Below are 23,815 nucleotides of genomic sequence, written 5' to 3' on the forward strand. Positions count from 1 at the left end.
CTCGCGGTTAGCCCCGCGGAGAAACAAATGTCCCATTCGGTGTGTCTTGGTTGGCAAACCCCATCATGCCTGCCAGCCGGAATGTCTCCCCCTAACGGGTCATCTCGGCGATTCGGCCGGCCCCTCGGCGCCCGCCGAACGCGGCAGCAGCATGCCTCGAGCCAGTCCCTCGGTGGCGGCTCGGATGAGTTCGGCGCCAAGCGACGCGCTGCGGTGCAGAGCCTCGTCGAAAACGCCCAGCGCGCGGAACGCCTCGCCGATACGCCGCTGGTCGGCCGGCGGCAGTCTGAGCACCTGTGCGCGACGAACGTCGAACCTGAATGCGCCTGACGTGCTGGCCGCGTGCCGTTCGTTGGCCGCCGTGCGGATCTGGCCGGCCAGGAACCATGGGTCCAAGGCGGCCGGGTTGGGCCGTAACACGTAGAGATTCGGTCCGAGCAGTGGGCCGTCCTCGGTCACGACGCGGGCGGTCAGCGGCCGGGCGACGGTGGGCACCACAACGTCACCGGCCGCGAGACAAATCTCGGGGGTCGACGGGTCACCGGCGCGGCTGGAGGCGGCGCGGTTGTGGAGCACGTCGTTGACGGTCAGCACGAGTCGGTCCACATCGGCGTCGTGGGGCTTAGCCGCTTGTCGCACCGGGCCCAGCACCTGCAGCGCGCCCGACTTCACCAGGTCGGCCACCGACACGGTCGGGGCCGTCGCCGGGGCGGTGGTCGCGGACAGCCCCGGCAGCAGCGCAGGCAACTGTTCGAGCATCGGCGCGACCTGCTCACGGACCCTGACGAACGTGTCCGCGGAGACCTCCGTCGCGGGCGACGGTTGCCGACGGGTGGGAGTCAGGTCGACGTCCTCGTCCAGCAGCTCGATGACGGGCACGGCCCGGGCGAACCCAGCCTCATCCGCCGGCCCCCCCGGCGAGCGGACGAACGCCTGGAAGACGTTCAGAATCCGCGCATACCCGCCCTCGGTGTCGCCGTCGACCGCATCGACCATCAACACCTGCGCGGACGGCGCCGGCTGCCCGTCGGGACGGCGCAGCACCCACAGGTGCAGCGACACGCTGTGCGGCGCGGCAGCTTTCGCCGGCAGGGCGATTACCGCCTGCAACGAACCTCGACGCAGCAACTCGGAGCGGATGCGCCGACCGGCCCGGCGGCTCGCCGCAGACGGCGGCATGAGGAGCACGGCAGTGCCGCCCGCCCGCAGATGCGCCAGGGCGTGCTGGACCCACGCCAGCTCCGGCTCGGTGCGTGGCGGCATGCCGTACTCCCAGCGGGGGTCGTAGCCGAGCTCGTCGTGGCCCCAGTTGGTGTCGCCGAACGGGAGGTTCGACACGACGGCGTCGACGGTCAGGCCGGCGAATGCGTCGGCCCGCAGGGAGTCGCCGATCCGGATGCCGCCGGGCACGCCCCGCAGCGCCAGCCAGAGCTCGATCAGGCGGGCGGTGTGCGGCTCGATCTCCTGACCGTAGGCCGCGGTGCAACCGGCGCGGACCGCGGCGCGCAGGATGTTGCCGGTGCCGCAGGCGGGATCGAGCACCGTGCCGCCGGAGGCGTTCGACAGGCCGATCATCAGGTCAGTCAGCGGCTCCGGCGTCACACCCACACGCCATGCCTGCACCTGCACGAATCGCTGCCACAGCCCGTCGAACACCGCGCCTGCCCCGCGGTCGTCGGCCAGCTTCACAACGGCACCGAGCACCTGCGGCGCTATCGACGGGCTCTGCATCGCTTCACCGCGATGGTGGGCCAGGAGCAGACCGCCGACAGCACCGAGCGTCGCGGCGATGTTGTCGTCGGCCGCCGCCAGCCGCGACCACAAACGGTCCTCATCCGACAGTTCGGGCAGTTTGCCCTGACGGCGCAGCCACTCCTCGACAACGGCCAGATCGAACTCCGGGCTCGCCGCGGTGCCGCTCACGGGTCCGGGGAAGTCGGCGTGACGCTTTCGCCAGTTGCTGACGGCGGCACGTCCGACGCCGGCAAGGCGGGCGATATCAGCTGCGGTGACCTTCGGCGAGTCAGGCACGAACACAGCATACACACGTGTCAAGCGTTATGTCTGTTGACATAGTTAACAGACGCTGCTCTCACTGACTCCGACACAGCACGACGATGCGGGCGTTCAGCTGCATTACCGATCCCGCCCAACCCGGTGGGTTCATCCGCGAAGGAGCAACGACACCATGCGCAAGATCATTGCCGGGACTGCCGCCGGGCTTAGCCTGTTCGTCATCGCTTGCGGCGCCGCCCCGAAGGACGACACCATCAGCAAGGCGCCGGCCGCGAGCGGCACGGGCGCATCCGCCGCCGGGGCGGCTGACACCCAGGCCGCCGCGCCGCAGGGGCCGAAGAAGTTCGCCGTCGGCGAGGTCGGCGCGCTGTCCTTGTCCAGCGGCTCGATGGGTGAGGTCGTCGTCAAGAGCGTGAAGATGCAGGGCAAGGTGATCGTCGTGTCGGTCTCGATCACCTGCAAGGCCGGCTCGATCGAATACAACCCGTTCCACTGGTCGATGCTCGCCGGGGACGGCACCAAGCTCGACTCCGGGTTCGACATCGACGTCAAGAACCAGCTGCACTCCGGCACCATCGGCGCCGGCCAGACCGTCACCGGCAACATCGTCTTCGAAGGCGCCGCGGCTCAGTTGAAGGGCGCGCAGGTGCAGTTCGCGCCGTCCTTCGAGACCCTCGCCTACTGGGTCAACCCGTAACTGACCAGCCCGGTTCGCGGCTCCGCCGCACTCTCGGCGGGCGGCCCCCGACCAGCCGTACACTTCGGCGGCGAACACCGACGGCGGCCGAACTTGACGCGCCCTCACGAGGAGGAAATCGCATGCAAGACCCTTTGGACTCGACGGAGATCGCCGAGCCCGCGGAGAACAGCCACACCACCGCCGACTCGTCGACCACATCAACGATGCTGGCGGAGGTGCTTCCGGGGGTCGCTGTCGTCTTCGGTGATGTTCCGGCCGAACTCAGGGCCAATCTGATCGACTTCGGTCTCGTGTCGACCGTCCATCGGGAGCAGATCTCCGCAGTCCTGGCCTCCGTCGGGGCCACGGCGACCACGGCCGGCAACCTCGGCACAACGTTCGCCAGCGTCCAAGGGCTCTATCGGATCAGTGACCAGACCCGAGCCCTACTGATGAGCGGCGCGTCACTCGCCGTCAAAGACGGAGCGAATCTGGGAACCGTGATGGTGCCTGGCCGCATCCTCGGGCAGGCACGCTTCATCCCGGTGAAGGCGTTCAGCGTGGCGCGGACCGCGGCCGCGCTCGGGCCGGCGCTGGCCCAGATCGCCATGCAGATGCAGCTGACGGAAGTGACCGGCCTGGTCAGGACCAACGTCGCGTTGACGAGCCAGGTCCTCACGGCCGCCCGCCACGCGCAGTGGGCCGAGCTGACGGCGCTCGTCGCCACCGTCGACCGCGTCATCGATCAGGCGCAGGAGATCGGGTCGGTCCCGACGAGCCTGTGGGACACCATCGCGGGCAAGCGGGCGGATCTCCAGACGCAACTGGACCTGTACAAGCTGAACGTCGGCGATCACATCCGGCAGGTCCAGCGGCTCGACGCACGTGCCCGCCGCGAGTATCTCGAGACGAACGCCGAGGCGATCGTGTTCGACGCGAACGCACTGCTGACGTCCGTCAAGGCATGGATCGGATACCAGGCACTGCACGCCGCCCGGGCGAGGACCTCAGGACGCGAGGACGACGATGAGGCCCGGCTCGTCGAGGTCATCGCACGGGACACCCAGCGGGAGTTCGACACCGCACTCGCCGAGACAGTGACCCTCGTCAGCTCGCTGACGAGGGAGCTGCGCATCCTCGCCGAGCTCCCCGGGCGCGACAGTCTGACGTGGTCGCTGCCGGGGCTGGGTGGGGACGCGAAGGCGGCCCGCCAAGCCTCCGCCCGTCTGCTTGCCGCGATCGAGCCGCTTGCTGACGCGCTCCGCCCGCCGGTCCCCGCCGTGAAGGCGCCGGGTGTCATCTGCGCACCCGCATCGGTGGATCTCCAGCCGTACCTTCGCGTCCTGCGCTGGTTCCTCGATGACGGTGAGTCCGTGCGGGCCGTCGGCTTGCCCGACCAGGTCGATGCAGTCGGCTCCATCGCTACGGTCCTCGGTGGGGCGATGGAGAAGCTGGCCGCGGCGATGGACAACACCCGGACGCTGGTCGCCGTCACCGACCGGCGCATCATCACGGCCAAGGCCACCGCGTTCCTGCAACAGGGAGAGCTCCGTCTCGACGTCCCGATCGATCGGGTGCGATACGTCCGGGCGGCGACCACACCGGACAAGACGCCCCGCCCGGCGGTCGACCTCATCACGCGCGACGAGAACATCCGGTGGGTCTTCCCCGCCGACGTCGACCACGCACACTTCGGTGCGCTCGCCGCCGTGCTCGCGGAGTCGATGACGCTCCCCGACGCCGAGCGCGACGAACTGCTGCGCCGGGGCCACGCCGCCATCGAAGCCGGCACGCAGGACGTCAGTGCAGCCGTGCACTGACGGCGGAACCTATGGTCCAGCAAAATCCGGGTCAGTCTCCTGGTCGACGAGAGGTGCGTTCGGCATCGATCGTCAATTACCCTCCGAGCTGGATCCACTACAGGAGGTCGATTGTCTGCAGACCAGCGCTCCCCCGCTCCGGACCACCGCGCACTGTTCTCGTATCTGACCGCAGATGCAGCGGACGACTACATCGCGATCATGCGACTCTTCGCCGGCACCCTGCTTGCCGACCTGTCGGCCGAGGAGGTCGGCAGTCAGCTCAGTGAGCGGGGCGTCGTCATGGACCCGGACACGGTCGAGAGTCGCTGCCGGCAGCTGGTGGACTGGGGCAATCTGGTGCGCTCGGTTCGCGAGACTCGGGTACCGACTGTGGCGGCGTACCACCGATCACGGTCCCGGTACCAGGTTTCGAAGCTCGGCGGTCGGCTCCACCGGGAGGCCGAGGAGATCTTCCGGGCCGTCGACGGCGCCCGCGAGGTGGCCCGGGAGCTGCTCGCCCGTACCGTCGACAGCCTCGATCAGATCCTGCTGCAAGTGGGGCACGTCAACAGGCCAATCGACGTGGAGACACTCGCCGGCGCGGTGACCGGCGTGTTCAACGACCACCAGATGTTCCACGAGTCGGTCACCGACTTCTACGCTTACCTATCCGGCGTGCTGACCCGCTACGACCTCGGCGGCGAGGAGTACACCCAGTTCAAAGGCCTACTGCTGGACTATGTCGACCTGATCGGCGCGGATGTCAATCGGAACGCACCGGAGATCCTGGAGCGGCTACGGATTCTGCTCCAACTCATCGACCGGGTGCTCGACCACCTACCTGCGGTCCCCGCCATAGCGGGTGAGGCGTTCACGATCGAGCGGCTGCCGGGCAGGACGCTGTCCGACTGGGAGCAGCTCGCCGCCTGGTACGGAGCCTCCGACAACCGGTCAGGCCCCGACCAGCTGCGGGCCGCTGCGCGACAGGCGCTGGGTCAGTTGATCACCAACGCGCGGCGCATGCTCACCGCAACCGGCACCGGACTGTCCCGGCGTGCCGATCTGCTCAAGCTCGCGGCATGGTTCCACAGCGCCGACAGCGAAACCGCCCACCGCCTCTACGACGCGGCATTCGGCTGTTACCCCTCGCGACACCTACTGTTCGGGCCCGACGAGCCGGACACGGCGACCGGTCCCGGAACGTCCTGGTGGGAATCGGCCCCGGTGAGCGTACCGGTGTCGCTACGTGAGCGCGGCGACCGTACCGCACGCGGACGCAGTTCGCGGGTACCCGACCCGGGCGCCGAGGCACAGCGTCTGCTGGCCTTGGCGCACCAGCGCGACGAGGCCAGGCGGGCGGCCGCGTCGGAACTGCTGGCCGCCGGTCCACTGCATCGCAGCCGGCTCAGCAGGGCGGCCAGAGACCTGCTGCTGGAGAAGCTCTCCGCCGTCTTCGCCCTCGTGTCCACCGCGGCGACTCCGATCGAACAGCGAGACACCGACCTCGGGCTGGTCCTGCGGGCCACACCAGCGAAGGGCGACGCCACTATCGTGACCAGCGACGACGGCACCATCACCGTGCACGACGTCCAACTTGTTGCGGTGCCCCTTGCCAGTGCCGGGCGCCGTCTGGCGGCTGCCGGATGAGCAGCCGCAACCTCGCCACCGCGAACCAGTCGGCCAGGGAGCGGGTCGACGCGGCACGCGCCTTGCTGGCCAACCCCTTGCTCACCGCGGCGCAATCAGAGGAACTGGCCCTCGTCCGGCTGCACGCGCCGGCCCTCCGCGGCACGTTCAAGACCCTGCTGGGCTACAACCTGATCATCGAGTCGTCGTTCGCCAGACTGGTCAAAGGGCCGATCAGCCCAGACGGGCCAGCGCGACCGGCTCGCCGCTCGGACAGCAGCGCATGGACACCCGTCACATACACCCACCTGGCGCTGCTCTGCGCCGCGCTGCTGGCTCCCGGGACCGGCGAACAGACGCTCATCTCGGCCCTCATCGACCAGGTCCGCTCCGACGCGGCAACGATCGGGGTCGACATCGGCGACACGCTTCCGGAGCGCCGCGCGTTGGTGACCGCCGTCGGCCACCTCATCGACTGGGGCGTGCTGACCGAAACCGACGGCACTGCCACGGGCTGGAGCGAGCGGCAGGACGAGGCACTCCTCACGATCCACCGAGCGGTTCTGCCGCACCTCCTTGCACGACCGCTGTCAGGCCTGGCGCACTCCGACGACCTACTGGCCGGGGACCCGGCTCTCGCCGACCAGCCCCGCCGGTCGCTGCGTCGCAAGCTGGTCGAGAACCCGCTCGTGCGGCGAGAGGATCTGACCGATGGTGAACGCGACGTCCTCTCCCGCGAACGGAGCGAATTGACCCGAATGCTCGACGAGCATTTCGGCCTCACCGTCGAGGTCCGCGCCGAGGGCGTCCTTGCCTACGACCCCGGCGGCAGCCTCACCGACATCGCCTTTCCCGGCACAGGCACCGTGAAGCAGGCCGCCCTGCTGCTGCTGGCCGAGCTGATCGACTCAGGACAGCTGCCGGGTCGCAAAACGAAGGCCGATCTCGGAATCGCCGCGGAGTGGGGCGAGGTTGACGACGCGTTGGAGAAGCTCACCGATCGGCATCGACGGGCCTGGGGCTCGGCACTGGTCGAACAGCCACTTCGGCTGCGTGACGGGGTGGTTGCGCTGCTTGTGGACATGAGCCTGGCCACCGCCGACGACACCGGACTGGTAGTACATCCAGCGGCCGCCCGCTACCGACCGCAGCCGGTGGCGGCGCCGGCGACCCGGGCCGCCAGGCGCCTCGCCGGCCAGGACGAGCTGGAGTTCGGATGACCGATACGTTCGATGGCACACCGCTGCGCCACCACCCGCACCGATGGCGGCTGTCCCGGGCCGGTTTCGTCAACGTCTGGCACTACTACGAGACCACGTTCGACATCTCCGGCGGACGGCTCATCCTCCGCGGCACCAACGGCTCAGGCAAGTCGCGAGCGCTCGAGATGCTGCTGCCTTTCCTCCTCGACGCCGACCGTCGCAACATGGGCACCGGATCGTCCGTCCGGATGGAAGACCTGATGAGCGCCGGGGCGGGTGAGCAGGGCAACCGGCTCGGCTACATGTGGCTCGAGCTGCGTCGCGACCCCGACCCGGCCGACAACGACCAAGACGAGCGGCAGTACCTCACACTCGGAGCGTTGGTCCGCTTCGCCCTCAGTACCAAAGAAGCCAAGGTCTGGTACTTCACGACAACCCTGCGGGTCGGTGCCGAACTTCCGCTGCTCGGCCGGGACCGGCAGCCACTGTCCCGACGCGACCTGGCGGAGCTCGTCACCGAGGACCGCATCACCGACGTTCCCGAGAAGCACCGCGAGCGGGTCCGTGGCGAGGTGTTCGGACTCACCGGTCAGCTCGGCAAGGAACGCTTCGACGGGCTGCTCAAACTCCTGCACACGCTCCGGTCACCCGACGTCGGCAACCGGATCGAGGAGGGGCGGCTGCCGGCGATCCTCGCCGACGCACTTCCGCCGCTGTCCGAGGACGCGCTGACCGACGCCGGCCAGCAACTTGACGGGTTGACGAGCACCCGCGAGGACCAGGAACGCCTCGAGGCTGCTCGCGAGCAGATCACGGTCTTCCTCGAGGTGTATCGCAAGTACGTCACCGGAGTGCTCAGCGCCTCGCTGCTGACGGTCAAGGAGCGCGCAGCCGGTGTGCGAAAGTCCGCGGAGGCGGCAGCGCGAGTCGCCGCCGACGCGGAACAGCTCGAACGCGACACTACAGCTGAGCGGGGGCGCGCCGCAGAACTCGACGAGAAGGTCCAGCAGCTGGATGCGACGCTGGCCGCGCTGCGCGAGTCAGATGCCTATCGCAACGCATCCGACCTTCTGCAGCTGACAGAGATCGTGCGGACGCTGGCCTCGTCCGCGGACAACGCGTTGCGGCATGCCGCGCAGCTCCGCGCCGACGAATCCAAGCGCGTGGAGGAAGCCGGTCCGGCTGCTGACGACGTCGCCTCGGCCGTCGCGGCGCTGTCGGACACTGTCCAGCGGCTGCAGACAGTCCTGCCCGGCATCGGCATCGCAACCCACGGCCTGCCCGCCGCCGTCCAGGTGGGTCGCCGGCCCGGACCACAGACGACCGACGTGGTCCGGACCTCCCGCGAGCAGGACCCGGAGCATCTGGTTCGTCCCGTCGCCGACCTTCTCACGCTCGTACCGGAGGATGTCGGCGCCGTTGTCGAGGCCGCTCGGCAGGTCGAAACCGCCGCGCACGCGCGTTCAGCCCAGGCTGGCAACCGCGCGGCCGACGCCCGAGTACTCGCCCAGGAACGCCGGCAGGTGGAAACCGCCGCCGGAAAGGCCCGCGAAGCCGAGCAGCGGGCTGAGGAGGACGCACAGGCCGCAGAGCAGGCCGGGGATCAGCGTGATGACATCGCGATCGAGCTGGTCGACGCGTGGCGCGCGTGGACCACCGCACCTGAGACGATGGACCTCATCGGCACCACCGACTGGGCGGCGCATCCGATGCTCGGAGTGGTGCTCATCGACCGGACCGCGCTGTGCGGTGAAGGGCCATCAGCCGTCACCCTGCCGGACCTGGACCGCGCGGCCGACGATTCCGTATCGGAGTCCGAGGCGGTCGTGGTGGCCGCGCTGTCCCGGCTCGACGACGCCGACCGGGCGGACGCCGAGATTGCCGCACGACTCACCGGGGAACGGCAGGACCTCCTGGACGCACAGGATCCTGAGCCTCAGCTGCCGAGCTGGGTGAGGACGTCCGGCGGTGCTCCGCTGTGGCGGTGCCTGGACTTCGCCGACGGTGTCGACGAACAACACCGCGCCGGTATCGAGGCGGCGCTGCTCGCGTCCGGGCTCCTGGTCGCCGAGGTGGACGACGGCGGCCGGCTCACCGCTGTCGACGGGCAGCTCCTCGTATCGCCCTCCGGCGCGCCGGCAGCGAGGCCGCTCTCGACGGTGCTGACGGCCGAGCAGAGCAGCCCGGTGGCGGCCGCCGCCGTCTCCGCGCTCCTCGAACGGATCGCGTTCAACGACCCGAGCGCGGCAATCTGGGTCAGCGACGACGGCCGTTGGGGCAACGGTCCGCTCCGTGGCCGCCACACCGTCCCGGCCGCCCGCCACATCGGCGCCGCAGCACGAGCCGCCGCACGAACTGCCCGCCTGACCGAGATCACCGCCGAGCTTGATGGGTTGGAGGTCGCCAGGACCGGGCGCGAACAGCATCGTCAGCACCTGCACCACCGACGGCAGGCGCTGCGCGACCTGCGCCGGTCCGCGCCGCAGTCGATGGCGCTCGCCCAGGCCAGGACCCGCTTCGCGGCGGCGGTCGCGCAGGCCGGCCGATCGGCGTCCACGGCGAAAGCGCGACGGACCGAGGCTGATCAGCTGGCGCGCGCTTGGACCGAACACGACCGCGAGCACCGGCGCATCTGCAACGAGTTCGGCCTACCGCCCGACGAGGAAACGCTGCTGGACCTGAAGCGCCAGGCAGACAGGGCAGTCGAGCAATGTAGCAGTGTGATGAGCGGCGTCGGCGCATTGCGTCGAGCCCTGGATCGGTACGCATCGGCCGCCAAGGCTGTCGACGGCGTGGCCGCCCGCCGTGCCGTCGCCGAGCAGGACGCCGGTGAGGAATGGCAGAGATGGCGGGAGAAGGCAACGAGGCTTGACGTCCTTCGTGCGGCGGTCGGCGCCGAGGCCGACTCTATCCAACGGCAGGAGGCGCAGACCGAAGCAGCCTTGCAGCACGCCATGGCCGGCTTTCGCGCCGCATCCGAGACATCGCAGCGACTGGCCCGCGAGGCTGCCACCGCCACCGCGAACGCAGCGAACGCGCTCGCCCGCGTCGGCGAACTCCGAGCCGAGCTGGCCGAACACACCTCGGCAGTACTGCAACAACTCGGCCAGCCCGGCGTCAGTGCAACGGCCTTCGCGGACCGGCCCGAGTCCGTGTTCGCAGATCCGGCACCCGAGTCCGTCGAAACGAGCGCAACGACGCTGCTGGCCGGCCTGCGCCGGGCGAAGACAGACGAAAACGCACTGCTGCGCGCCCAACAGGTGTTCGAGCAGGCCATCTCCGGCAGCTACGACGTGTCCGCCACCGTCTCGGCAGGCATCAGGCTGTTCGAACTGATCGACACCGACGGCCGGCGTCCGCTCGCCCAGGCCGCTATCGAGGTCGAACAGCAATGCGAGGCCGGCCGAGCCGCGCTCACGGCACGGGAACAGCAGGTGTTCACCGACTTCGTCCTCGGCGAAGTCGGTGAGGAACTGCGGCGCCGGCTCGGACAGGCGACGAACCTCATCGCGGCCATGAATGCCAGCCTCCGGTCGATCCGCACCAGTCAGGGCATCGGGGTGCGCCTGACCTGGAAGCTGTCCGACGGCGCGAGCGGCGACATCGCGCGGATCAAGGAACTGATCACGACCGCCGCGGCGGTCCGCACACCGATGCAGGACCGGGAGCTGACAGCGCTGCTGTCCGCCCGGGTCGCCGCCGAAGCGGTGCAGGATCCGACCGCGGGGTACGCAATCCACCTGCGCGGCGCGCTGGACTACCGAGCCTGGCACACCGTCGAAGTGTTCATCACCGGCCCCGAGCCAGGTCGCGAACGACGGATCAGCCGCCGGGCGAAGCTGTCACAGGGTGAAACACGCTTCGTGTCGTACGTGACGTTGTTCGCCGCCATCGACGCCTACCTGTCCGGTCTCGAGAACCCGGCGACGTCGCTGCGGCTCATCCTCCTCGACGACGCATTCGCCAAAGTCGACGAGCCCACCATCGCCGAACTCCTCGGCCTGCTGGTCCGCCTGGACGTCGACTTCGCGATGACCGGCCACGCGCTATGGGGTTGCGTACCCCAGGTGCCAGCCCTCGACATCTACGAGATCTGCCGCGAGGAGGGCACGCCCGCCGCGACCGCCCACGTCCGCTGGGACGGCCGCAACCGACACTTCCTGCGCACCACATGACCGGTCACACGCCACCGCTACCGCCGCACCTGCGCGCCTACCTGGCCAGCCCGGAACTCGCGGCGGTGTGGTCCGCCGCCCGCGCCCGGCTGGAGCGCAACGGCCTGCGTATCACCGGCTCGCTCCCCGTTGACCTCGACGACGCCGCCGCCGACCGCCTCTCTGGCCTGCTCGGCCGGCCGCTGCAACCTGGGGTCGGGCGACCCGTCAAGCTTGCCGACCTCGACGAGGCACTGCGCCGCTCGGCCGCCCAACTCGGCCTCGTGTCGGCGCTCCAGGTCATCCACGGCCGGCCACTGACCGATCGCGGCGCAGCACGCCGGCAGCGCCAGACGCAATGGACCGAAGTATGGCAACGGCTCGACACCGCGCTGGCCGGCGCCGGACTGGCCGACGCGGCATGGGTGCCCGGCTGGATTGCCGGCCTGCAACGCACCGGTGTCCTAACCCGAGCCGGAATCGACGCTGCCGGTCGCGCCCTTGAGCACGCGGTCACCGCCCTCGCGGTCCTGCTTCCGCCCGAGGACGGGCCGCCAGTCGAGCTCGCGGCCCTGGCCAGCCGGGTGACCGGTGACGCACACGGGCTCGACGACACAACCCTGGCATCACTGGTCGTGCTGCGAGCCGCCGCCCAGGCACACGACCGGCCGGTCCCCGAAACGGCAGCCCAGCGGCGGGACCTCTGGCAAATGCTCGGCGTCGCCACCGATGCGATATCCGGCACGGTCCTGACCTGGCGGCTCCAGCCGCCAGGCCCCGACCGATGGTCGAGCATGATGCGGGACCGCGCCCACCTTGGCCTCATCACCCACCTCACCTTGCACGAACTTGACCATGCCGGCGCCGTGCCCTTCGCCCGGCCCGGTCAAGCCGTGTTCGCCTGCGAGAACCCGCAAGTGCTCCAGGCTGCCGCACGCGCCGACGTCGACACACCGATGGTGTGCCTGTCCGGCAACCCGGCCGCAGCCGGCACCCGCCTGCTGCAAGCATTGATCGCCGCCGGCAATCCCGTCCGGTACCACGGAGACTTCGACTGGCCCGGCGTCGCCATCGCCGGCCGCATCGTGAGCCTCGGGGCATCGCCCTGGCGCATGTCGGCCGCCGACTACCGAGCCGCGGTCTCCGCGCTCGACGCCGACCACGCCATCGCCCTCACCGGGAAGCCAGTCGGCACGGCATGGGACCAGGCGCTCGGTGTCACGATGCAGGCTCGGGGGCTGGCCGTACACGAGGAAGCGGTACTCCCCGAGCTCCTCACGGACCTTATCGGCGATCGCGCTACGAGGGACGGCTTATGAACCGCGATGCCGGAAAGCACAATCGCGAAGCGGCGGCGACCAGACACATTGAAGGCGCAGCGGTCAACGCTGAACGAGTCTCGTATGGACACCTGCATAGCGCGGGTTGACACAGAGCGTGAGCTGGGATCTCTTTCGACACAACTCTCCGCGAATCCCACCACCGTTGCCCTAGCGGCCGGGTTCCCGGCTACCATGTTGCACCCGACCGGTGATCACCCGGCACGCGTCGCATCCCCATGTACCCGGCGCCGTCACGATGACTGGCATGCGATCCTCCCGTCCGGTAGTCGAACGGCCGATCGGTGCGCTAATCCCGCTCCCGATCCCCCGGCCCGAGCCGGCACCGGCGCCGCTGCCCACGCTGCCACCACGCCAACCGGGCAGCACCGGGCCAGCCGTTCTCGAGATCGGCGCGGCCCGCCTCGACCGGTCGGGGCGATGCCGCGCCACCACCCTGCTGCGCCACCTCGGCTGGCGACCCGAGCACCGACTGCGGGACGACACCGCCGACGGGACGGTCATCCTTGAACGCCTCCCCCGACCGGCCGACGCCTGATCGGTGGCCGGTGTGCGCTCACGATCCCCGCCGCACCTCGCGACCTGTGCGGGATCGCGCTCGGCGACCGGGTCGTCCTCGCCGCAGACACGGGCCGCCACCGCCTCCTCTTCTACCCGGTCGCGACCGTCGCTGATTCTCGCCGGGCACCACTCCGCCCGACCGGGCGACCGTCGTGGACCCTGACCAGGAACGGCTCGCTGCGGCCTGGGCCGCCGTCGCGGCGCTTGGGGCGGCCCTCGCCGACCTGCAGCGCGACCCCAGGCCCCGACGACCGGCCTTCGACGCCTACCTGCCGGAGGTCATCGCCGCCGGGCCGGGCGCCCGCCGGACCTACGGCACCTACTGGCGCCGCATGGCGGAAGGCAATCGCTACGCCGCGGATCGCCAGACCGCCTTCCTGGCCAGCAAGGCCCGCATCGCCGAGCTCGAAGACGGGGTCATAGCCGGCACTTCACGGACTGCTGAACGTCTGAACGGCCATGACCGAGCGGCCGCGAGACTAACAGGAACCTGTGAATCTATCGGAAGCTTTCATGATCGATCACCTCTTGTTGTCAGTTCCACGCCGCACCTTTCCGTGAGAGAATGCGAAGCCGCGCGGTACTACCATCAATATGCCGATCGAACGTATGAAGCCCGGCGATCGATTGCCACACGTCGGGTAGATGGGCATGCTCGTCCTATGCGCTTCATTGCGTGGCTGCCGAGCCATGATGCCCTAACAGCGGAGCTACGGCAGCTGCGACGGACGGGCTTAGTTCGGTTGCGGGGGTCGACCTTCACGGCATTGACGCAGGCGGCGATGCTGGCTGGGCTCGCCAAGGAGGAGGGCGGCGCCAATCCAGCGGCTGTCGAAAGCCTGCTGCGCAGCGCGATCCAGCGGCTCGGCGGCGGGCGGCTGGGTGACGCCGCCGAGTACACGTTCGGGCTCGTCCACGGGACTCGAGACTGGCCGGCCCAGGATCGGCGACGGCAAGCGGCCGAGACGTACCGCGTCTCCGTCGACCGGTTCCGCAAGCATTACGAGGAGATCGTTTGCGCCCAGACGGCCGAGGCGATCCTGAGCCTGCTCCATGACAGGGTGGATGTGCCTAGGGAGGCGCCGAGCACCAAGCGCGAAGGTCGCCTGGTGGCCGCTACCGTCGACGCGCGCTCGAGGCATGACTCGATCCCAGTCGTCGTGCATTGTTGTTCGGTCGACACGATCACCGGCGTCGACATCGTCGTCTCGCCCACTAACACGTTCTTCGAGCTGGCCAGCGTCTACAAGGTATCGATCGCAGCCTGCCTGCGCTCGGCTGGCGCCCTGAAGTCCGCGGTCGGTGAAATCGTGGTCGACGCGGTCGCCCGCGACCTGGACGTCTGGCGGCGGGCGAACATGCGTGTCGGCCTTCCCGTGGCCCCGGGCACGGTCGCGCCGACGCCGGTCGAGCCGGGCAGCGGGCTGGGTTTTCGCTGGATCTACCACGCCGCGGTCGCGACGCCGCGCGCCGGGACCAATGACTACTTCGTCGAACCCTCCGCCATCGCCCGTGCGGTACGCAATGTGTTTGCGGCCGCACGGGCCGGCGGCTCCGAGGCCGCGCCCCGGTCGATTTGCTTCCCGCTGCTAGGGGCGGGCCGGGGTGGCCTGGATGCGTGGACGAGCGCCAGCAACCTGTGGCGGGCGGTACGCGCCGAACTGACCGGCGGCTCGCAGCCTTCGGCGCTGGCCGTACACATGGTCGTGCTGACCGAGGCCGACGCCGAAGTCGTCCGGCAGGTGCTGGCCGAACCTCCGCAGTAGACGGACGAGCGAGTAGATGGACAAGGCGGGGCGGCAGTCCGCCGCGCCTTGCCACGTCGGCTGATCAGCCGTCGAGCCGGAGCCGGATCAGGTGCGTCACCATCGGGTTCACCTCCCTTCCGCCGCGGGCTCCAGCCAATCGGTCCAGTTGTCCGGAGACTCGGGCAAGAATAGGGAGAACTCTGGGCGCATCTTGGGCGACTGCGGGGCATCGACATCGGAAGAAGGCAATCCGCCTCTGGCCCATGTTTGACTTGATTCGGCAATACAGGAACCGCCATTGGAAGGAGGAATGGTGGAGGCCGAGTCTCTTCAAGGGGAGCTGATCGCGCTGCGTAAGGGCCGGGGCGCACAGGATCCCGCGTTGCGCAATCGGGTCGGACCGCTCCTGAGGCGGATCGCCGGGATATCCGACGATATGCTGGCCGCCGAGGTCCGCCATCGCTTGATCGACTGTCTGGAAATGCACATCCGGCGCGTGCCCGAAGATCTGAGAATGGCGGCAAGTGCGGCCTTCGCACTCGACCCCGCCACCGCTCACCGGTTTTTGGAGCGCCGTTTCGAGCTCGCCGCCGACCGGCTACAGCGGGAGTCGCGGACGGTTCGACGGTGGTCGGACAAGGCGATCGCGGCGATGGCGGAGCAAATGACCATCGACGTCGACGATCGTCCGGCGCAGCAGGCCCGCCGCGGCTGGTACGTCGATGCTTTGTCGACCCTCCATCGGCTCGATGGCCCGACCGTGGTGTCATACGAGCGACGCCGAATCGTCGCGGTCGAGGCGCCGCTCGAGCGTTTCGAGATGGCGATCAGCCTGCCACAGCCCGCAGATCCGCGCACCGAGCCGCCGCTGGTGACGATGGACCTGCTCTGCGGCGGCGTTACGGAGCGGCTGGAGGTCGTCGGAAGCCAGTATTTCCGCTGGTACGTTGAGCTTGCCGAGCCCCTGCCGGTCGGCGGTCAGGTCGACGTCCTGGCCCGCTTCGTATTCCCACCGGGCCTGCGGACGCCGCCGTACTACGTGTTCGTTCCGCACCATCCGTGCCGGCGTTTCCGTACGGTGATCCGGTTTCCGCCGGGAGTACCGCCGCCCGGGTTGCGCCGGCTGGACGGCGCACCGGGCCAGGTCCTCGCCGACGATGCGCCGATCGGTGAGCCGATCGGGCCGAACCGCCTGGGCGAGCTCGCCTTGGGGTTCGACGATCTCCGGGAGGGCCTGGCCTATGGTGCGCGGTGGACCCCTCAGCCGCGGTAGGGCAAGGGAGTCCCACCCTCTCCCTCGCCGGGGATCGAGCTGATCATCGCGGTCGATTCGCCGAGCGTCATCGAAACTCCAATCATTGGATGGTCGTCGATGAATATGCTCGGCGGGCTGGTCGGCGAATATCACATGAAAAACCTGACAACCGGAGTGGGGTCGGACAATAAGTTGGCACCGCAACCGGAAACCTGACATGCGTGACCCGAAAAGGCGGCCACGCCGTGGCCTGTCGGTTATTCTTCGGCGCTTGCCGCCGGTGCTAACATCGCTGGCGCCGTGATCCGTCCGGACCGTTTTACCCATCGATCGTTGCCAACTGGAAGTGATCATGGAAAGCGTAGCCTTCAATCTGAACAGCACCACCACCGCAAGGTGGTACGCCGCTCAGCTCGATGTCGGTAAGGGTCGTCGCCGGCAGTACCTGCGAGTCCTCGACCACTCCCTGCGTCGGTCGCCCGAACTGCCCGACCGAAACCGGATCAGCACGTTGGCCGGCGTCCGGACGCCGTCCACGCTCTACTCGAACTTCGGCCCGAGCGCGCAGACAGCGTTGATCAACCAGCACAGCGAGGAAATGCGTTTCGGGACGCCCGGCGATGTGGTCCAGAGCCTGGTGATCGAGACCAAGGTCTACAACCACTGGCGCTATCGCGAGGCGTGGCTCGCCGAGCTGTCGAGCACCCGGCCCGACGATCGCGGGTTCGCGTCGGAGACCTTGGTCCGGGTGCTGGTGACCTGGGCGGTGGCGAACCCGGACCTCGCGAAGCTTTTGCACCATTCGCCGCCGCTGTCGGTGATCGAGGACCTGCTCAAGATCTGTGGCACCGGCGAGGACGTGTTGGCCCTGGCCGGCCGGGTCAACAGGCTGCTCACCCGGGTCGTGCGAACGGCGCTGCGCTCGGACCAGCCGTCGAGTAACGCGGTGCTGGACCTCGTCCGCGACGAACTCACAGCCCTCGTGAACAACGAGTCCCGCGACCTGCCAGGGTCGCTGCCGCGCGAGCTGACCGACTCGGTCGGCGCCGCCCTGATCGACCTTGAGTACAACCTGCCGAGGCTGCCGGAGAAGGACCGCAAGATGGTGGCGGACGAACTGCGCCCTCTCATCGCCCACGTGCTCGATCTGCTCGGAGAAGCCGATGCTTGACGTCCAGGACGACACTGGCGACCTCACCCGCATCCGCTTCGCGGCACGGTTCGAGGTCGACCAGCATCACGCCGAGCAGACCGGCGAACTGACCCCGCTCGAATCGCTGGTGACAAAGGCGAAACGCCATCTCGGTCCGACCGACTACCTGACCTTCCGCATCGAGTGCGGCCTCGAGGAGGTCCGCAGCCGGCGCCGCGCCGCGGCGGCGTCCGCCGACGCTTGGGACGACCTCTACCTTCGCGCCTCGGCCCACCTGAACCGCCTCGATCGCGTCCTCATGCGCATCGAGTCGTTCCATGCTCAGTACACCCGGCGCAGAGGCGACATCGAGGGTGGGATCCAGCTGTACCGCGACGCGCTCGCCAAGCGCAGCGAGGCGCTGGGCGAGAACACGTATGACACGCACATGACCCGGGGCAATCTCGCGTTCGCGCTGCTCGACAGCGGCGAGCCGGCCTACCTGGACGAGGCGCTGGCGATCCTCGAGGCCGAGGTGTCCTATCGCACGACGGAGTACGGCCCAGAGAGCGAGTTCGCCTGCCGGGCGGCGGGCAACCTCGGGCGCGCGCTCGTGCGCCGCTACGAGCGGGACGTGCACGACGGTGTGGCGGAGCCCGACACCGGGTCATTGCACCGGGCGCTCGCAATCGCCACCGAGCAGATCAGCATCCGCGACCGGCGCAACGGGCGCACCGACGCGTTCACCTCCAACGCGCACCTGCTGCGGGCACACGCATTGCTGCTGCTGGACCGCCGCGACGACGCGCGCACCGAGCTCAAGTTCGTCGCGGCCGTCGTCGAGGGCCGCCGGGTGCCAGTGGAGCAGGACTGGCTGGCGGAGCTGACCGCGCGGCTCGAGCAGTGATCCGCGCGGTCGCTAGCGTCGGCCGACAACGGCGTTGTAGTCGACCAGTTGGCTGTTGACCCAGCCGACCCCGGCCGGTGAGCCGAGGTCGATCGTCTCGGCCGGGTCGAACGCCAGATCGTCTGCCTTGTAGCGGTCGCCGAACAGCACGATCGCCAGGTGGGGCCGGTCCCGGTGCGACTGCCAGACGATCCCGGCGGCGTCGCTGCGCCGGCGCAGCCACGCCGCATAGTGCCGGGTCTGCGGGTAGAACCGCGCATCGGCGTCGACCAGCCAGCCATCCTGCCCGATCGTGGCGAGATCGGTCGCGCTGACCAGCGTCACCACCTCGGCCGGCGCCCGGAGCGTGACCGGCGTGAACGACCGTTGCCGGACCGCAGCGTACGGCACGCGGCGCGCCCCCCGTTCGTTCGCCGCGAGGTCGCGCAGCAGCACCTCCGCGAGCGCTGTCGCCGGCTTTTCCGCGAGGTAGAGGTACGAGAACGGGTCCTCCGACGTGGCGTCGAACCGGCCGCCCCCGAACGGCGAGAGCGCCGGCTTCGGGTTGAACGACGACGGGTCGTACCTGGTTGCGTGGACCCGATACAGGCGCGCGCCGGCGGGCAGCGTGCGGTGCCGCAGCACGACCCGGCCCTTCGGCGGGGGCTGGAACGGCATTTCAGCCCTCCTCGCCCACGGCTGCGGCCAACGCGACCACATCGTCGTCGCGTCCGGTCCGCAGCAGTTCCAGCGGCGTCTCCCCGATCCAGGCGTTCCGGCTGATCCACCAGTCGGCCGCCCCCCAGGGATCGAGGTCCGCCGTCAGCAGGATGTTGACGCGGCGGACGGTCTCGGCCACGGCGCCGGAGGCGAACTGGAACTCGGGATAGTCGCCGTCCAGGTCGATTACGTACGGTGCCTTCGGATCGATACCGAGGTCGAGCACCCGATCCCGGGGGACCGTCGTGAGGGTGCGCCGGATCCGGGACCGCGCCTCGACGTCGACGTGCTCGAGGCGCTCGTTCCGGTCGTCGTCCAAGCCGCGGAGGATCTCGTCGATCCAGGCCGATCGCTGCTCGGGACTCATCAGGACGCCGGCGCCGAGGGTGGTGTCGTCCTGGAGCAGGGCCGCGCGCACGGGGTGCTCTTCGGGCAGGACGTCGTTCAGGAACATGGCCAGGCGTAACGACGGGCCGGCCTGCGCGTCCGCGAGCAGCTCCCGCAGCCGCAGGCGCTGATCGGCGGTGAGCCGCCTGACTACGTCGGGCCAGCGCTCCCCCAGCACACGAATGGCCGAGTAGATCGACATGTCAACATCCTTGATAGGTGAAGGCAGCCCAGCCCTCTGCGGCCGCGAGGTCCCGGTTGGCCGAACGGCCGGCGGCTTGCCGCAGGACCTCGTCGCGCAGCAGTGGCGGCATCGTGGCGAGCGGTTCGCGCCGCGGGTCCAGCATCCACCGCTGGGTGGCGTGCAGGGCGACCGGAGGGTCGTCCGGCGTCTGCTGCAGGTAGTGGTGGAAGACGGAGACGAAGATCGACGCCTGTAGCTCGCGGACCGGCCATTTGCAGCCGAGCACGCCTACCGCGCCGACCGCCCGGAACACCGTCGACAGCGTGAGCGCCTCGTCCGGCGCCCCCGATGTCAGGTCCGAGCCGCACGCCGTCAGCACGAACAGCCTGCCCGCGCGGTCCGGGTTGTGGCCGACCTGCCGCAGCACTCGGGCGAGCGAGAGCCGGCCGTCGTCACCGTCCCGCGCCAGCAACAGGTGCGAGTCGACGACCTGCTCCGACACCTGCGCGTGGCACTGCAGGTGCAGCAGCGACGGCAACCGGTGCGGATCGGTCAGCAGGCCCTCGACCTCGGCCGCCGTGCCGGTCCCCGCCGTCTCGTCGACGAGATGGCCGAACGTCTCCGCGGTGGGGTACAACGCCGCCCGCAGCCCGCTGACGCAGACCGGCGTGAACAGCAGCTCCTCGCCGCCGGGATTGCCCAGCAGCACCGGGCTGTCGTGCAGCGCGGGCCGGTACCGCCGGGTGGCGTCCATCAGCTGCCGGCCGGACGCCGCGTACGTCATCAGCACCGAGGCGCCGGCGACCGTGCCGTGGTGTCGCGCGGCGTGCCAAGGCACGACGCTCAGGGCGCCGCACGGCACCAGGGTGAGCCGCGGTAGCCCCGGCAGCCCCCAGTCGTCCACGGCCCGCAGCAGCGGCGCGATGCTCTCCCCGGCCCACGTACAGATGCGTTGGAGCTCTGCCTCGAGGTCGTCGCCGTCGCCGTTGGAGTCGTTCGCCCGGGCGCGCAGCGCGGCCTGGAAGGCCTCGACGGCGGTGCCGGGCCCGAGCAACAGGTTCGGCAGCTCGACGTCCACCAGCTCGCCGTCGGCCCGCACGATCAGGGCGCGGCCGGGTCCCACACCGGCGCCGCCGGGCAACAGGTAGACCAGGGCGGCGGAGCCGGCGCGACGCAGCGCCGCGGTCAGCTCGGCCATCGTCGGCGGCTCGGCGACCGATTCCTGGGCGGCGCGCAGCCGCATCAGGACCTGATGGCGGGTGTCGTCCGGCGGCTCCCAGGACAGGATCGACGCCGCCGGCCCGTAGACATCGACCGCCGCCTCGGCGTACGGCTTGCTCGCCCAGGCGTCGGCGAGTTCGGCGTGCCCGGAGGCCCGGAGCTGGGTCGCGACGTCGGCGGTGCTGGTCGCCGCCCAGAGCAGCAGGCCTCGGCCGAGCTCGAGCGCCTCGACCGCCCGGGGCCTCGCGTCCGGCCCGAGGGTCAGGCACCGGTCGGCCAGCAGCCTGGCCCGGTCGGCGGCGCCGCGCGCGGCGATCAGACCGTCGGGCAGGCGGGCCTGCAAGCGGACATCGTCCATCAGCGTCCGCAGCTCCTCGAGGCCGACGTCGACCGACCGCAGCCGGTCCGCCCCGTCGCGGCCGTTGCGTCGCCAGTACGCATCGGCGAGTTGCCGGAACACGGTCGCGGCGTGGCCGAGCCCGGTCTCCTCGCCGGTCAGCAGGTATGCGACCTCGTACTGGTTGACGGCCTCGTTCAGATCCGCGGCCGACCCGCTGACCTCGGCGCGGATCTGGTAGCCCATGCCGAGGCCCATGCGCAGGCGGCCGGCCTCCCAGGCGCCGAACCCCTTGAACTCGGCTGCGCGGCGTAGTCGCTCGATGCCCCGGTCGACCGCCTCGACCCGCCCGGCCGGTGTCTCGGCGAGCAGGCCGAGGACCACCTGGGCCAGCCCGCCGCGGACCATCAGCGATGGTCGTTCGCCGTGGTCACTGGGCAGGTCGGAGGCGGCGAAGAGGAGCCCGGCCCCTTTGGCCAGCAGGTCGCGGTCGTTCTCGAACCCGCCGATCGCGAACTGCGCCATGCCGAGCGCCGAGGTGGCCCGCGCGAGGCCGACGTTGCCCGGCGGCAACGCGGCGACGGCCGTCTCGATGAGCCCGACCGCGTCGTCGAGCTCGGCGTGGTTCAGAGTCCGCACAGCGCGCAGCGACTTGGCCATGCCGAGGATCGCGCGCAGGTTGGCGGCCGGCATCGGTTCCGCGGCGGCGGGGACATGCCGCTGTGCATCGCCGAGGTAGCGGATGCCGTCGTCGAGGTCGCGTAGGCTGCCGTGCAGCTGGTATCGGTCGAGCAGCACCGAGCCCAGCGTGCCGAGGACGGCGGAGGCGAGTGCGTCGCCCGCGGCGAGGCCGGCCGCAGCGTTGCGGAGGTGGTCGATGCCCTGAGACAGGTCCTCGGGCCGGCCACCGGCCGCCGCTTTCATGGTCAGCGCCATGCCGTAGAGGAACTCGTCGTGCGCGGCGGCGTTGGTGCCCTGCGGCCGGTCGGCGTACACCTGCTCCGCCATCTGGACCGCCCGTTCGACCGACTCCTGTGAGGGCCGTAGCGCGGCGTCGCTCATAAGCGAGCCGGCGGCTAGGCGCAGCAGGTGATCGTGGAGGAGATGGCCCCTGTCGATCTCGCCGAGCGCCTTCGTCGTCACGGCGGGCAGCCCGCTCACCTGCGCCTCGGTGCCCGTGCGCTCGGCGCGGCGGGCCAGGCCGAGGCCGAGCTCGGCCAGGATCAGCGTGCGCAGGACGTCGCCCGGCGGCAGTGCGTCGGCGGCCTCGCTCAGCCGCTCCGGCAGGTCCTCGGCGTCCGGGTCGTCGTTCGCCTCGGCCAGCACGGTGAGCCCGAGCAGGCGCTGTACGTCCGGCAGGTCGCTCCACTGCTCGGCAGCCGCCCGCATCTGCTGCCCGGCACCCGCAGTGCCGGCCATCATCTCCGCCAGGCCGCTCAGGCCGGCGTTGAGCCCGGCGAGGGGCCCAGGGAGCTCCGGCTGCGCGGCAGCGAGATTGCGGATGGCCTCGTCCAGGGTCTGCGCGGTCTCCGGCCGCGCCGGCGCGTCCATCGCCTCAATCAGCGTCCGAACGGCGTCGAAGTCGGCGATCCCCCCGCCGCGGACGTGGGTGGCCAGATCGCTCAACGGGCCGAGCGCGCCCTGCGGGAAGGCGCCGAGCAGGTTGAGCATGCCGAGCCACATCCGGGCCACGGACCGGTGCTCCTCGTCGTCGCCCTGCGCGACCTCGCCCAGGATCGCGATCGCCCGGCGCCGGTCGGCTTCGTCGTGGGTCTCCTGGAGGTACCGGATCGCGGTGAGGTTGCCGAGCTGCCACGCGAGCCGCGGCCGCTCCGGATCATCGGCGGGCAACCCGGTCCATGCGGCGCTCAGCGGCTGGTACGCCTCGACGCGCAGCCGGGTGGCCTGATCCGGACTCGCCTCGTGCGCCTCGGCGAGTAGCCGTGCGCCTTCGTGGGCCAGCCGCCTGGCCCGTTCCCTGTCGTCCATCATTGGTGCTCCTCGTGTTCGGACGGCGTGATCCGCACGACGGCGGTGAACCGCGAGCCGAACCTGATCTCGTCGCGGTCGTGCAACCGGTGCGCCACCATCGGCGCGACGATCCGGCCGTTGATGAAGGTTGGGTTCGTGGTCTTGACCGGTACGAGATCGACGCCGTGCTTCGGGTCCACGACGAGGGTCGCGTGCCTACGGGACACGTTGTCGAACCCGGTGAACCGGTCGGCGTACGGCGAGAACTCCGGGTCCCGGCCCAGCCCGACCGACTTGCCCGCGGTCACCGTGAACGGCGCGCCGTCGCGTGGCTCAACGGTCGCCGCCAGGCGCGAGACGACGAGGTAGCTGCCGCACATCAGGCAGTAGGTGTTGTCGGCGTACGCGGGCTCGCCGCAGTCCGGGCACCTGCGCTCGGCGTCATGCGGCGCGGTGTCCGAGCAGGCGGGGATGGCGTCGTCCGCGGGCACGGCGTCGTCGGGCGCCGGCTCCATGCGTAGCCGGTGCGGCTCGCAGAACGTGCCGTCGTTGAGCTCCTCCAGCCTCGAGGCCGGACAGATCAACCGGGCCATG

15 protein-coding genes are annotated in these 23,815 nt (G+C 70.1%); 10 read left to right on the top strand and 5 right to left on the bottom strand.

Features of this window, described 5'->3' with window-relative positions; all coding sequences use genetic code 11:
• Nucleotides 1-99: 99 nt before the first annotated feature.
• Nucleotides 100-2,031 carry an N-6 DNA methylase gene (locus ACQEVU_RS35075; protein WP_433331260.1) on the bottom strand — a complete coding sequence of 644 codons (1,932 nt, stop codon included), beginning with the start codon at nucleotides 2,029-2,031 and terminating at the stop codon, nucleotides 100-102.
• A 157-nt stretch (nucleotides 2,032-2,188) separates the two neighbouring features.
• Here ACQEVU_RS35075 and ACQEVU_RS35080 point away from each other — a divergent pair, with 157 nt between their 5' ends.
• The 10 genes from ACQEVU_RS35080 (at nucleotide 2,189) to ACQEVU_RS35125 (ending at nucleotide 18,422) form a co-directional block, all read left to right on the top strand.
• Nucleotides 2,189-2,713 (top strand): DUF4352 domain-containing protein, encoded by a 525-nt coding sequence (locus tag ACQEVU_RS35080; RefSeq protein WP_433331262.1) that lies wholly within the window; start codon nucleotides 2,189-2,191, stop codon nucleotides 2,711-2,713.
• Nucleotides 2,714-2,835: 122 nt separating this feature from the next.
• Complete coding sequence (locus ACQEVU_RS35085) at nucleotides 2,836-4,515, top strand: hypothetical protein (RefSeq protein ID WP_433331264.1); 1,680 nt, start codon at nucleotides 2,836-2,838, stop codon at nucleotides 4,513-4,515.
• Between the two features lie 111 nt (nucleotides 4,516-4,626).
• Nucleotides 4,627-6,144, top strand: a complete 1,518-nt coding sequence (locus tag ACQEVU_RS35090) for a DUF2397 domain-containing protein (protein WP_433331266.1) — start codon at nucleotides 4,627-4,629, stop codon at nucleotides 6,142-6,144.
• The gene (locus ACQEVU_RS35095) at nucleotides 6,141-7,343 is read left to right on the top strand and encodes a TIGR02678 family protein (RefSeq protein WP_433331268.1); all 1,203 of its coding nucleotides are present in this window, start codon (nucleotides 6,141-6,143) and stop codon (nucleotides 7,341-7,343) included. The genes ACQEVU_RS35090 and ACQEVU_RS35095 overlap by 4 nt, the downstream gene beginning before the upstream one ends.
• Nucleotides 7,340-11,500, top strand: coding sequence for a TIGR02680 family protein (locus ACQEVU_RS35100; RefSeq protein WP_433331270.1), 4,161 nt, complete (start codon nucleotides 7,340-7,342; stop codon nucleotides 11,498-11,500). Before ACQEVU_RS35095 ends, ACQEVU_RS35100 begins: the two co-directional genes overlap by 4 nt.
• Nucleotides 11,497-12,798, top strand: a complete 1,302-nt coding sequence (locus tag ACQEVU_RS35105) for a TIGR02679 family protein (protein ID WP_433331271.1) — start codon at nucleotides 11,497-11,499, stop codon at nucleotides 12,796-12,798. The genes ACQEVU_RS35100 and ACQEVU_RS35105 overlap by 4 nt, the downstream gene beginning before the upstream one ends.
• A 734-nt stretch (nucleotides 12,799-13,532) precedes the next feature.
• Nucleotides 13,533-15,146 carry a macro domain-containing protein gene (locus ACQEVU_RS35110; protein WP_433331272.1) on the top strand — a complete coding sequence of 538 codons (1,614 nt, stop codon included), beginning with the start codon at nucleotides 13,533-13,535 and terminating at the stop codon, nucleotides 15,144-15,146.
• Nucleotides 15,147-15,438: 292 nt separating this feature from the next.
• Nucleotides 15,439-16,401: a hypothetical protein gene (locus ACQEVU_RS35115; protein ID WP_433331273.1), complete on the top strand. Its 963-nt coding sequence runs from the start codon at nucleotides 15,439-15,441 to the stop codon at nucleotides 16,399-16,401.
• A gap of 334 nt (nucleotides 16,402-16,735) precedes the next feature.
• Nucleotides 16,736-17,554 (top strand): hypothetical protein, encoded by an 819-nt coding sequence (locus ACQEVU_RS35120; RefSeq protein ID WP_433331275.1) that lies wholly within the window; start codon nucleotides 16,736-16,738, stop codon nucleotides 17,552-17,554.
• Nucleotides 17,547-18,422 (top strand): hypothetical protein, encoded by an 876-nt coding sequence (locus tag ACQEVU_RS35125; RefSeq protein WP_433331277.1) that lies wholly within the window; start codon nucleotides 17,547-17,549, stop codon nucleotides 18,420-18,422. The genes ACQEVU_RS35120 and ACQEVU_RS35125 overlap by 8 nt, the downstream gene beginning before the upstream one ends.
• Nucleotides 18,423-18,434: 12 nt before the next feature.
• On the opposite strand, the gene ACQEVU_RS35130 is transcribed toward ACQEVU_RS35125, so the two are convergent.
• From ACQEVU_RS35130 to ACQEVU_RS35145, 4 genes are read right to left on the bottom strand one after another with little or no spacing between them, the layout of a single operon-like run.
• Entirely contained in the window at nucleotides 18,435-19,079 is a 645-nt protein-coding gene (locus ACQEVU_RS35130) for an RES family NAD+ phosphorylase (protein ID WP_433331279.1), read from the bottom strand.
• 1 nt (nucleotide 19,080) lies between these two features.
• Entirely contained in the window at nucleotides 19,081-19,710 is a 630-nt protein-coding gene (locus ACQEVU_RS35135; RefSeq protein ID WP_433331281.1) for a hypothetical protein, read from the bottom strand.
• Between the two features lies 1 nt (nucleotide 19,711).
• Nucleotides 19,712-23,242 carry a CHAT domain-containing protein gene (locus tag ACQEVU_RS35140; RefSeq protein WP_433331283.1) on the bottom strand — a complete coding sequence of 1,177 codons (3,531 nt, stop codon included), beginning with the start codon at nucleotides 23,240-23,242 and terminating at the stop codon, nucleotides 19,712-19,714.
• Complete coding sequence (locus ACQEVU_RS35145) at nucleotides 23,239-23,814, bottom strand: FHA domain-containing protein (RefSeq protein WP_433331285.1); 576 nt, start codon at nucleotides 23,812-23,814, stop codon at nucleotides 23,239-23,241. Before ACQEVU_RS35145 ends, ACQEVU_RS35140 begins: the two co-directional genes overlap by 4 nt.
• Nucleotide 23,815: the final 1 nt, after the last annotated feature.

It is taken from the genome of Dactylosporangium sp. CA-139066 (assembly GCF_050936175.1).
Taxonomy (GTDB): Bacteria; Actinomycetota; Actinomycetes; order Mycobacteriales; family Micromonosporaceae; genus Dactylosporangium.